The 11,616-nt window shown below is 59.9% G+C and carries 13 protein-coding genes; 11 read left to right on the top strand and 2 right to left on the bottom strand.

Annotation, left to right across the window (positions count from 1 at the left end):
• The first annotated feature begins 55 nt into the window (after nucleotides 1–55).
• The 9 genes from DQW77_RS09535 to DQW77_RS09575 all read left to right on the top strand — a co-directional run bounded on the left by DQW77_RS09535 (nucleotide 56) and on the right by DQW77_RS09575 (nucleotide 8,470).
• On the top strand, nucleotides 56–859 hold the full coding sequence (locus DQW77_RS09535) for an alpha/beta hydrolase (RefSeq protein ID WP_147094953.1): 804 nt from the start codon (nucleotides 56–58) through the stop codon (nucleotides 857–859).
• Between the two features lie 169 nt (nucleotides 860–1,028).
• Nucleotides 1,029–1,676 carry an FkbM family methyltransferase gene (locus DQW77_RS09540; protein ID WP_181711227.1) on the top strand — a complete coding sequence of 216 codons (648 nt, stop codon included), beginning with the start codon at nucleotides 1,029–1,031 and terminating at the stop codon, nucleotides 1,674–1,676.
• A 94-nt stretch (nucleotides 1,677–1,770) separates the two neighbouring features.
• The gene (locus DQW77_RS09545; protein WP_113257993.1) at nucleotides 1,771–2,970 is read left to right on the top strand and encodes a pyridoxal phosphate-dependent aminotransferase; all 1,200 of its coding nucleotides are present in this window, start codon (nucleotides 1,771–1,773) and stop codon (nucleotides 2,968–2,970) included.
• Nucleotides 2,967–4,559, top strand: coding sequence for a 5-guanidino-2-oxopentanoate decarboxylase (locus DQW77_RS09550; protein WP_113257994.1), 1,593 nt, complete (start codon nucleotides 2,967–2,969; stop codon nucleotides 4,557–4,559). The genes DQW77_RS09545 and DQW77_RS09550 overlap by 4 nt, the downstream gene beginning before the upstream one ends.
• 224 nt (nucleotides 4,560–4,783) lie before the next feature.
• Entirely contained in the window at nucleotides 4,784–5,605 is an 822-nt protein-coding gene (locus tag DQW77_RS09555; protein ID WP_113257995.1) for a thymidylate synthase, read from the top strand.
• Between the two features lie 7 nt (nucleotides 5,606–5,612).
• Nucleotides 5,613–6,095, top strand: a complete 483-nt coding sequence (locus DQW77_RS09560) for a dihydrofolate reductase (RefSeq protein ID WP_113257996.1) — start codon at nucleotides 5,613–5,615, stop codon at nucleotides 6,093–6,095.
• 68 nt (nucleotides 6,096–6,163) lie between these two features.
• Complete coding sequence (locus DQW77_RS09565) at nucleotides 6,164–6,562, top strand: DUF2177 family protein (RefSeq protein ID WP_113257997.1); 399 nt, start codon at nucleotides 6,164–6,166, stop codon at nucleotides 6,560–6,562.
• A gap of 81 nt (nucleotides 6,563–6,643) precedes the next feature.
• Complete coding sequence (locus DQW77_RS09570; RefSeq protein ID WP_258523809.1) at nucleotides 6,644–6,907, top strand: hypothetical protein; 264 nt, start codon at nucleotides 6,644–6,646, stop codon at nucleotides 6,905–6,907.
• 198 nt (nucleotides 6,908–7,105) lie between these two features.
• Entirely contained in the window at nucleotides 7,106–8,470 is a 1,365-nt protein-coding gene (locus DQW77_RS09575) for a hypothetical protein (RefSeq protein ID WP_113257998.1), read from the top strand.
• Here DQW77_RS09575 and DQW77_RS09580 read toward each other — a convergent pair.
• Entirely contained in the window at nucleotides 8,437–10,341 is a 1,905-nt protein-coding gene (locus tag DQW77_RS09580; RefSeq protein ID WP_147094954.1) for a hypothetical protein, read from the bottom strand. The genes DQW77_RS09575 and DQW77_RS09580 overlap by 34 nt on opposite strands.
• A gap of 195 nt (nucleotides 10,342–10,536) precedes the next feature.
• On the opposite strand from DQW77_RS09580, the gene DQW77_RS09585 reads away from it, so the two are divergent.
• Entirely contained in the window at nucleotides 10,537–10,812 is a 276-nt protein-coding gene (locus tag DQW77_RS09585; protein WP_113258000.1) for a hypothetical protein, read from the top strand.
• Between the two features lie 54 nt (nucleotides 10,813–10,866).
• Here DQW77_RS09585 and DQW77_RS09590 read toward each other — a convergent pair whose 3' ends face one another.
• Entirely contained in the window at nucleotides 10,867–11,073 is a 207-nt protein-coding gene (locus tag DQW77_RS09590) for a cold-shock protein (protein WP_113258001.1), read from the bottom strand.
• A 155-nt stretch (nucleotides 11,074–11,228) separates the two neighbouring features.
• On the opposite strand from DQW77_RS09590, the gene DQW77_RS09595 reads away from it, so the two are divergent.
• The gene (locus DQW77_RS09595) at nucleotides 11,229–11,591 is read left to right on the top strand and encodes an ArsC/Spx/MgsR family protein (RefSeq protein WP_309301312.1); all 363 of its coding nucleotides are present in this window, start codon (nucleotides 11,229–11,231) and stop codon (nucleotides 11,589–11,591) included.
• Nucleotides 11,592–11,616: the final 25 nt, after the last annotated feature.

An 11,616-nucleotide genomic window follows, 5' to 3' on the forward strand; every position in this document is an offset into this window, starting at 1 on the left:
GCACGTGCGGGAAACTATGTTTGCTGCGCAATGGATTGGCAAGATGGGTGTGCGAATGAAGGATGATAAATCGCCTGACCACTACGTGCGGCACGAGGACCTTGAATACGGTCGTGCGGTTCGCCGGGGCGAGGAGGTCAGCCTGAAACTCGATCTGACAGTGCCCAGGTCGGCCCCCGGTCCCGTTCCGCTTGTCATGTGGATACATGGCGGCGGTTTCCGGGCCGGTCAGAAGACGTGGGCCGGGCACATGACCGATGCCCGCTGGCTGACCAAGGCCGGATATGCCTATGCTTCGATCGACTACCGTCTGAAAGCCGGAAGCGAGGATCTGTCGGCGCCGGTCGCGCGCCGGATGGCAAAACTGCGTCAATACCGGAGTCGTGGTTTCCGCAAGAACCTTTCCGGAGCGGCATCGCTGGCGGCGATGGAAGACGCGCTAGGCGCGCTTGCATGGCTTGACCGTCAGCGCGACCGTTACAATCTCTCCGACTGGGTGGGAATCGGGGGGAATTCGGCAGGCGCGATCACCGCTTTCAACCTTGTTCACCTGAGCGGATTTTTCGGGCTTTGGCGCCCGGCGATACGTGGCCTCGTCAGCATTTCGGGCGGATTTGCATATCCGTCCCTTTATGCACCGTCGCAAGTGCCGGTGCATGCGCTTCACGGTCCCGGTGATGAGCTGGTCGACATCCGTTTCATCCGCGAGATCGCCCGAATAGGCGGCGATGCCGTGGAGCTCGTGGAATCCGAAGACCAGCAACACGGGCGGGTGCGCCTGCACCCGAACGAGCCGCCGCGAGACGCATATGCGCGCATCATCGGGTTTTTCGACGGTGTGCGGCGCGCGGAGAACTGACATTGCAACCCGAGTCCGGGCTCGGCTAGACTCGGGTTTCAAACGGGCCGTCGTCTGATCCACGGGCCCCGATCCCGACCCAAGTCCAGGCGAGGCGACGATGCACGACATGGAAGGCCCTGAAACGATCCGGTCAAACGGCCTTGTGTTTCCCGAGGATCGAACAATCATGACAGCTCGCCTGCGCACCCTTCTGGGCAAGGGCAACTATGAGGCCAGCGAGGCTCGTGCGCTGAAGACCTTCGTCGGAAGTCATTCCTCGGTGGTCGAACTGGGGGCGGGAATCGGTTACATCTCGACATGTGCGGTGCGTCACCACGGTGCGCGAAAGGTGACCTGCATCGAGGCCAATCCGCATCTTTGTGATTATATTCGGCGCGTGCATGCGCTGAACGGCGTGACCGACAGCACCGTGATCAACGCCATTGCGCTGCCGGGCAAGCAGTTGCGGAGCGGCGCTGCCAGCACCCCTTTCTACGTTGCCGATCCTTTCTGGTCCTCCTCGATGGACAAGCCGGGAAACCTGCCGTCACACAGGATCGAGGTGCCGGCGGTATCGCTGGATGAAGTGCTTGCCGATGCCCGTGCGGACGCGTTGATCTGTGACATCGAGGGGGGCGAAGGCACCCTCTTTGATGATGTCGATCTTGGCGATGTGCGTTTCGTTCTGGTGGAACTTCATACCAACCGCATCAAGGCCGACGGCGTGGTGAAGCTTTTCGAGAACATGCACCGTTACGGTTTTTTCTATCATCAGCAGGCTTCGGGCGAAGGCGTGGTGCTTTTCAAGAAATTCCGTGCGTCGCGCCCGATGTGACCGGATCCGCCCGAAGTGGTTTCATTGCGGTTACGGTGCGTTCCGAAATGTGGCACTCGGCACCCAAGATCAAGTTAGGACAGAAGGAAACGTGATGAGATACGCCAGAATCAATGATCGCCTTGCCGGGCTTGGCGGAGCGAAATGGGGCGTGCATGTCCGTGCCAATGTATTGGCCGCGCAGGGCCATGATGTGATCCGCCTGACCATCGGCGAACCGGACGTTTCTGCCCCGGGGGAAATTGTCCAGTGTGCGGCTGACGCCATGACGGACGGACGGACGGGCTATTCCGACGGCCGTGGCGAAATCGGGCTGAGGCAGGCATTGGCAAACAGATACAGTGACCGGACCGGACGCCCGATCGGCCCTGATCAGGTGCTTTGCCTGCCGGGGACGCAGACCGCGCTTTTCGTGACGATGATGGGCTTGACCGAAGAATCCGACGAGGTCCTGACCGGGGATCCGCTTTATGCCACCTACGAGGGCGTGATCAGGGCCAGCGGCGCAAGGATGGTGAGCGTTCCCCTCCGTTCGGAAATGGGGTTCCGCCTTCAGGCCGATGACATTGAGGCGCGGATTACAAGCGCCAGCCGCGCCATCCTCTTGAATACACCGCACAACCCGACGGGTGCGGTCCTGACCCGGGACGAGGTTGCGGCGATCGGAGAGGTTGCGCGCAGGCACGATCTCTGGATCGTCTCGGACGAGGTCTACGAGGAATTGATCTTCGAGGATGTGCCCTTTGCCTCGCCACTTTCGTTCCCCGAACTGGCCGACCGAACCGTGGTTGTGTCTTCGATCTCGAAAAGTCACGCCGCGCCGGGCTTTCGCAGCGGTTGGGCCGTCGCCAGCGCGGAATTCGTGTCGCGGCTCCTGCCTCTTGCGGAAACCATGCTGTTCGGCAATCAACCCTTTATCGCCGACATGACCGAGATGGCCGTCCGGCAGCCATCGGAGGCGGCCGCGGGCATGCGCAAGCGGTTCGCCCGGCGTGCAAAACGTCTGACGGATCGGTTGGAAGGTGACGGGTTTTTCAGGGTCAACAGGCCGCAGGCCGGAATGTTCGCATTGATCGACATCTCGTCGACCGGAATGGATTCGGAGACTTATGCCAGCGACCTTCTGGAAAGGACCGGCGTGGCGGTCATGCCGGGCACGTCCTTCGGGGATGGCCTCGCCGGATGGGTCAGGGTGGCCCTTACGGTGCCGGACGAGACACTGGAACGGGCCTGCGACCTCATTCTCGGGCATGCGGAGAAGATAGGGGAATCGTCGCGGGAGGCTGCACAATGACCACGGTTGGAGAAGAACTGGTCCTGGCTCTTCGGGACAGGGGTGTCGAGGTCGTGTTCGGAATTCCCGGTGTCCATACGATCGAGCTTTATCGGGGCCTTGCGGAGTCGGGGATCAGGCATGTGACGCCAAGGCATGAGCAAGGTGCCGGTTTCATGGCCGATGGCTATGCCCGCGTTTGCGGAAAGCCCGGTGTCTGTTTCGTGATTACCGGGCCGGGCCTCACGAACACGATAACCCCGATGGCGCAGGCGCGGGCCGACAGTGTGCCGATGCTGATCGTGTCCAGTGTCAATCGTCTTGCAAGCCTTGGCAAAGGTCTCGGTCATTTGCACGAATTGCCGGATCAGCACGGCTTGGCGGCGTCCGTCGCCGTGAGTGCCCGACAGGTTCTGGCACCGGCCGCTTTGCATGACACGATTGATGATCTCTGGCGGTCGACAACCGAGGCCCGACCCGGTCCTTCCCATCTTGAAGTCCCCATCGACCTTTTGGAAGCCCTTCACGAGGCCCCCGCCCGGGCCGTGGCCGCGCCACGCCCGCAAAAGTCCCGCGACGGCGCTCTTGTCGAACAGGCGGCACGGCATCTCGGGGCCGCGGATCGGCCGGTTATTCTTGCCGGCGGTGGCGCGAAGCGGGCGGAAGAAGCGCTGCGCGGTGTCGCGGAGGCACTGGATGCTCCCGTGATCCAGACGGTGAATGCACGCGGTCTGATGCACCGGCATCCCTTGATCGTGCCGGCCAGTCCCAGCCTTCGGCCCGTGCGTGATCTCATTGCGGGCGCGGATGCGGTTTTGGCCGTCGGAACCGAACTGGGACCGACAGAATACGATATTTACGCCACTGGCGAGATGGCGCCGATGACGGGGCTTGTCCGGATCGACATCTGCCCTGATCAGTTGTCGCGCGTGGACGCCCGGATTTCCATTGCGGCCGATGCGGCTGCCGGTCTGGACGGGCTGATTGAATTTCTGCCTGCTGACCGGACCCGTTTGGACCGCGGCGGATCCGAACGGGCCGCAGACGCGCGACAGGCCGCGTGGTCGGGTCTTGAGCCTGACATGAGAATGGCCGTCGACATTCTGGAGACGCTTCGCCAGGGTGTTCCCGGAGCGATCATCGTCGGGGACTCCGCACAACCTGTCTACGCGGGAAATCTTTACTATGACCATGATCGTCCCGGTGGCTGGTTCAATGCCGCGACGGGGTATGGCGCGCTTGGCTATGCGATACCTGCCGCCATCGGGGCCGCACTGGCCGCACCCGAGGAACCGGTGATCTGCCTGACGGGTGATGGCGGGGCACAGTTTTCCATTGCTGAACTGATGACGGCCCGCGACGAGGACTTGCCGATCATCTTCTTGGTCTGGAACAACCACGGCTACCTTGAAATCGAAAAGGCGATGAGGGCTGCGGAAGTCTCGGTCGTGGGATGTGACCCGACGCCGCCGGAATTTGCCGCGATCGCCCGGGCTTGCCGGATTCCCTATCAAGCCTGTACCGCTACGCCCGCGGATCTTGCCCGGACCCTCTCGGAACTCCGGGCCAGCGGCGACGGCCCTGTCATGATCGAGATCGATGCGCGTTGAACTGCCGGACCGACCAGACAAGAATGCCCGGCGCCGCGGCCCGCATTCGTCCTGTCACGATGCGCCGGGCAGTCCTGACGCTCAATATGGGGATGCCATGACCGGGCAGTTGCCTGAAATGCTACTGATGCCGGATGTACGAAAATCCTTGCGACTTTGGTTTGGCGCTTGAATCTGGCGTCAATGTCCTTGCATGATCCCTGCCAGTCACTGGGGCGGAAATAATGCGGCAGTATCTCGACGGCTTGCGTCATATACTTGAGAACGGTGAGCCCTCGGATGATCGGACGGGAACCGGAGCATTGTCCGTGTTCGGTATGCAGATGCGTTATCCGCTTGCGGACGGGTTCCCACTCGTCACGACGAAGAAGGTGCACCTCAAGTCGATCATCCATGAACTTCTCTGGTTCCTCTCGGGCGATACGAATATCGCCTACCTGAAGCGGAACGGGGTTTCGATCTGGGATGAATGGGCAGATGACGAGGGTGATCTCGGCCCGGTCTACGGGGCGCAATGGCGGCGCTTCCCGATATGCACGGACGAGCGCGGGACCACGAATTCAAGGGCGGATCATGTGGACCAGATCTCGGAACTTGTCGAATCGATACGCCAGAGCCCGGACAGCCGCCGAATGATCGTTTCAGCCTGGAATCCGGGTGATGTGCCGCGCATGGCGCTTCCACCGTGTCACACGCTTTGGCAGGTGCGTGTGCTGGGCGGCAAGTTGCATCTGCAACTCTATCAGAGGTCGGCGGACATGTTCCTCGGCGTACCGTTCAATATAGCCTCTTATGCCCTTCTTGCGCAGATGCTTGCCCGGGTGACAGGGTACGAACCCGGTGATTTCGTCCATTCCATCGGGGATGCGCATATCTATTCGAATCACATGGACCAGGTAAGACTGCAGCTTTCCCGCGAGCCGCGACCGCTTCCCGAAATGCGCATAAGGCGGGATGTGCGCGATATCCTTGATTTCCGCTACGAGGATTTCGAACTGTCCGGATACGATCCGCATCCGGTGATCCGCGCACCGGTGGCGGTGTGAGGGGCCGATGCTGAGTCTGGTGGTCGCACGGGCGCGCAACGGCGCCATCGGAAAGGATGGCGCGATCCCGTGGCGTGCACCGGAGGACCTGGCGTTTTTCCAGCGCGAGACGATTGGCGGGGCTGTCATCATGGGGAGGCGCACATGGGACAGCCTTCCCAAGAAGCCCTTGCCGCGAAGAATGAACATTGTGGTCACTTCAGGGCCCGGCGGGGGCGACGCTGAATTTTGCTCACTGGATGACGCGATGCCGGCAGCGCTCGCGTCGGGATACACCAGGATCTACGGGATCGGCGGGCAGGGCATCTACGAGGCGCTTTTTCCCCTCGCGGACCGGCTCCTTGTCACCGAGGTGGAGTGCGACGTGGACGGCGCAGACACCTTTTTCCCCGTGTTCGACCTAGGCGACTGGTATCTTGCCAATCGATTGGAGCTTCGCGCCTGTGCGCCCCGATGTGTCCTTTGCGAGTATCTCCGCAAGCACGTTTAGCAGTGCTCTGATTGTCATCCGTTGGCCCGGGACACCCGTAAAGAACCCACCCGTTCAAGGACTCCGCCATGCAGCTTGCCCTCCTTTATTTTTCGACAGCCCTGATTTTTCTCGGGCTCGACACGATTGTCCTCAAGCACCTGATGCGGCCGCTTTTCGAGGCGCATATAGGCACGTTGCTGGCAGACCGCCTGCGGCCTCTGCCTGCGGTTGTCTTTTATCTGTTCTATGTCGCGGGCATTCTGTGGTTTGTTTCCTGGCCATCCTTGCGGCAGGATGCGCCGTCACAGGCGCTCGTGGGTGGTGCGTTTCTGGGGGCGCTGGCTTATGGCACTTACGAATTCACCAATTTCGCAACGCTGCGGGGCTGGCACTGGCACATGGTGGTGGCCGATGTCGCGTGGGGAAGCGTATTGACGGCGGTCTCGGCCTGGGCCGGGGTAAGCATCGTGCGCTCCATCGGGTAGCCACGGTCGTCAAAAAAATTGACAGGTGGTGATGTGGGCTTAGACTCGCCTCAACTGCAATCGAATTACCGGGGGAGCGTCATGCGTTTCACGTCATTTGCCATAGCGGCACTGGCAACCGCCTTCATGTCGGCGGCACCTGCCACGGCATCCGAGGTAAAGATCTATCCTTATGCCACAGCGGTGAATTATTGCCCCGCGGGCCTTCAGCCCGTGGTGCTGAACGGTGTCATATGTTGTGGAACCCCCAATGTACACCAGAGCTACCAGCAGGTGATGCGCCACCCGGTCAAGCGTTCCGTCGGATACAGCCCATTCTGCAAGCCGGGTGAAAAGGGATGTTGACAGAATAGGCGACGGTTGAAGGAACCCGGCGCAAAGAGGGGCATGCCGTAGGGCGTCCAGCCCCTGTCGTAAATGTTGAAACGCACCCCGGTCGCTGATGTGGCTGGGGTGCAATCATTTCCAGCGGCCCTTTCAGCCATTTTATTGACGCGCAGCCATTTGCCTATTTACGGTCAAAACAACCGTTAGGAGATAAAAATGACTGATTTACCTGATTTTTTGAAGCAAGGGGAACCTGCGCGCCTCTTCCCGGTCCTGGCCGACACCAGTCGCGAGAAAAGGATGGCATCCATTTTCCTCTCGCTTCTTCCCCAGATTCCACCCCTGGCAACGGCGGTCTTGAGCACCGTCGGTATGAGGGTCGGAAAGAGAACCACGATCGAAGCATTCACAGAGGTTGTTCTCAAGGAAGGAAGTGACACGAACGATCGTCCCGATGGTCTCCTGATCGTCTCCACTGGCAAAACAACCTGGAGTGCATTGATCGAGGCGAAGATCGGCAAATCAAAGCTCGGGGCGGATCAGGTGCAGCGCTATGTCGAGATGGCAAAAGCCAATGGTATCGACGCCGTCATTACCATCTCCAACGAGTTTGTTGCACGGGCTGATCATTCGCCAGTTTCGATTCCGAAGAATCTCCTCCGCAAGACTGATTTATACCACTGGTCCTGGACCTGGCTTGCGACACAATGCGAGATATTGGCCGTCCAAAAAGCTGTCGAGGATCGCGAACAAACATTCCTTCTCAACGAGGTGCTTCGCTTCCTGAACCACCCCGGAACGGGTGTCGAGCGCTTCTCACAGATGGGATCGGGATGGAAGGATCTCGTCCAGGCCGTCACCAACAACGGAACGCTCAAGAAGACGGCCGCAGAGGTCGAGGAAGGCGTTGGGTGCTGGTTCGAAGAAGAACGCGACCTGAGCCTTCACCTATCCCGCCATGTCGGACAACCTGTTGAGACCATCATCGAGCGCAAGTTGAAAGATGACCCAGTCGCGCGTCTCAAAGCTGGCATTTCGCAGCTTGTGGATGATCAGTGCCTCGCGTCCACCTACCGGATACCCGACAGTGCGGCCGACATTGATGTCATAGCCGACCTGACGCGCAAGACAGTGTCCGCGGGTATGAAGATCAAGGCACCTCTTGACCGCAAATCCACAAAAGCGCGTGTCAATTGGCTCCTGAGAATGCTCAAGGAGGAGGATGACCGGATCATTATTCGGGCTCATTGGCCGGGGCGGGCTCCAGCGACCCAGGAGTCCCTTTCCGTGTTGCGTGAGAACCCAGACTCACTTCAGACAGAGAACAAAGATGCTGCGCCCCACGCATTCGAGGTGCTCCTGGTCGAGAGCCTTGGAAAGCGCTTTGCCGGCCGCCGCACATTCATCGAGGATATCGAGCGCATCGTGCCCGACTTCTATGATCTCGTCGGACAGCACCTGCGGGCCTGGCAGGCGCCACCGCCGCGGCCCGTGAAGTCTCGCCCCGCGAGCATCGAGGAAGATGTTCTGCAAGAAGATGAAGACGACTACCAGGCGTCCTCTGGGGCAGCCGAAGGCTGACGCTCGGAGATTTCTTGATGCCTGAACACGGGCTTAGGCCACCGCGGGCCCGTGGGTGCCGGACGAGGATGCCGTGTGAACTGGAAAAGGTCTCGTTCATAGACAACGCCCTTGGCGAGCCCGAGGCGCATCGCGGGCGTCTGCGCATCGACACCCTTGCCACGCGGCAGCATATAGTTGTGGTAGAAGCGCAGGATGTTTGCGACTTTGGGGGCGGTTTCGGGGTTGTAGAAGCTGTAGGCGTGCCAGATGCGCGCCTGGTTGCTGGCGGTCGGAATGCCACGCTCAAACCCGGCCACCCGGCGGCGAGCCAGATTGAAATAGGCGTCCACAGGATGATTGGACGCACGGACCATAAATCGAGCCAGGCTATCCCAGTCCATATCGCCACGGTCCGTCAGGAGGCGGATTGTCTTTTCGGGTTCTGCCTTCGAATGGTAGGGCCAACGGTATACGCTTTTCGCCAGCTGATTGCCCCGTAATGCGGACGGCCCCCAGCCGAACTGGAAACGCAGATCGAGCACCGTGAGGGCGGCGAGATCGCTCACACGGGGAAACTCATCCCTGACCTCCTCAATCTCATTGTGGAGTGAGGTCAGTGCATCCTGAAGCAGCTCTCGGCCCTTTTGGGCATAGTCCATTCGCTTATCATTGGAGAGCCCCTTCAGGAAGGATACCTCGGCGACATTGACGCGACCCGCCTTGATGTCGTCCACGGCGAGGGCGCAAAGTGCTTGGGCAAATCCAGCGTCAGCGTCGATGCAGAAGTTGGCCCTGCGGAACTCGTTGCCGATCTTCCGTCGAACCAGCATGAGGTGGGCATACATGGCGGCGTCAGCCCGCACACGGGATCCACGCCCAGGGAGCATCAAGTCTCCCCCTGCGGCAAGATCCTCCTTAGAGAATACGCCGTGCAGCTCACGCTTTACGGAATCCAGGTATTCATCATAGGCCCATAACCGGCCGTGCTCGCGCATCGACCTCGGCTTAGCGAAGTCCCCGATCTCTTCCATTCGCTCCTGCAGTTCGCGAGGGTCGACATCCGGATCGTAGTCCATCGTCGCAGCCACAACAAACTGGGAGCCTTTATGGACGGTTGCTGTGTGCAGCATCGGTATCGTGCCCCGCCGCGACTTCACCGGCCAGTTTATCAGGAAGGTCTGCACATCCGTCGAGAAAACCGGCGAGCGACCACGGAAGCATTCGGGCAGCCGCTCCTCCCGCTCGGCGGCGAAGGCCCGGCATTGCTTGTCCAGAAAATCAATCCTCGCGTTGATGTGCTTGAAGCTCACATCCCCGACCTCACACAGGCGGCTAAACGGCATCTTGTTAAGAAGACCTCGAAGAATCGTGCCTGTCTTGTCCGTCTTCTTATGCCGACGCGTCGCGCTGCCGATCGAGAATGTGCTCTTGCAGGCCTTGCATTGGAAACGAGGATCTCCCTTAGCCGTCGTCCCGAACTTGGCATAGGCAGAAGGCGCGAGTTCCACGGGAACGCTGTGGTTTTCACAGCCCAAGGTCTGGCAGTGTTCCCGACCTGTTCTCCTATACAGGTCCGAGACGCGCATGTACTCTTGCACTATTGCGTGGTTGTTCTTGACGACGACTGCCACACGGCACTCGGGACAGGTGTAGCTCCGATCTTCTGCACTTCCGGACACCTTACCGTGTGGGATGTTGCTTTTGGAGCGACCGCCAGGGTTCCCTCGTCGATCGATGGGATCCGGAGGCAGGCCGAATAGCGAGCAGCGCGGATTTCGGCAGACATTGACGGTGAAGCCCCCGACGGTTTCGGGTAGGCGTCTCTTTTGAATGCTCGAAGATTTCTTCGAGCCAGATTGTGATGTTTGCTTGTCAGCTTTGCCCGCCAACCCCTTGCTCTCCAATAGAAACGCCGCCAAAGGGTATTGGCGGCGATCCTAAAGGTCAACATTTACGACAGGGGCTGGCGTAGGGCGTGCCCTTTTCTTTTTGAATTTGCACTTTGCAATGGATGTCATGAATCCGTTACATTTGGCCTGCCGAAGTGATTTGGAGAGGCCGACCTGTTACGCTGTCTTGCGATTATGACGCTGCTTGTTCTGCCGCCGGGCCCGGTGGCCGGATCGTCTCCGATCGCCGAGGTCGTCTGTGAACCGACGCCGGACATGATCAATCGTCTCGAAGCGCAGTTCGGCGAACGGCGATTGGGGCGCGGAACCCGCGGTTACGCGCAGATAATGGAGGTCTGGGCGGACGATAGTGGCGACTGGACCCTGATAATGACCTACGCGTCGGGCACGTCCTGCATTGTCGCCATGGGCGAAAACTGGGAAGGTGTTGCACGCGAAGATCCTGCCTGAAACCAGATCGGCACGGCATGCCGGAAGGTCACCGGTCACCACGTGGTGTCATCCTCAAAGCAGGGTCAGGTTTCCAGCCATCTGACGCCCGTCACGACCATCCTGAAGTTCATAACCGACCTTCTGATTGTCAGCGAGCCCGGTAAGGCCCGATCTTTCAACGGCGGATACATGAACAAATACGTCTTTGCCGCCCTCGTCTGGTGCGATAAAGCCGTAGCCTTTCGTGGTGTTGAACCACTTCACGGTGCCTGTCGGCATGCCGCTTCTCCTTCTGTTGTCGTCCCCGGAAGTATGCCGGGCCATGCGATCACCGTGCCGAACTGCGCCGCACCCCCTCTGGTCTGAGGCGGGCCGGAGCATGCGATCACGGTGAAAATCATTACACGGGTAATGTAAAATGCAAGCGAAACCGCGTGACGCGACGTGCCTCGCCCGGTATTCAGGCGAAAAAGGCGATGGTGATGATAATTTATGGCCTCAGGAATTGTGACAGTTGCAGGAAGGCCAGGAAGGTGCTCTCCGGGGCGGTTTTGCATGATGTCCGCGTGCAAGGCTTGCCGGATGAAATCCTCAAAGCGGCGTTTGCAAGGTTCGGTCCGGCTATCGTCAACACGCGCTCGGCGACGTGGCGAACGCTTGACGCTGTGGAGCGAGACATGACCCCTGTGGAACTGGTGCGTGCATATCCGGCGGTAATGAAGCGCCCGTTGATTGATTGCGCGGGACGGCTGTACCTCGGATGGACCGAAGACGTCCGCAAGGCTCTGGGCGGGTAGCTTTTATTGTGTCTCGTCCAGACGA

It is taken from the genome of Roseovarius sp. TE539, from assembly GCF_003298505.1.
Classification (GTDB): domain Bacteria; phylum Pseudomonadota; class Alphaproteobacteria; order Rhodobacterales; family Rhodobacteraceae; genus Roseovarius.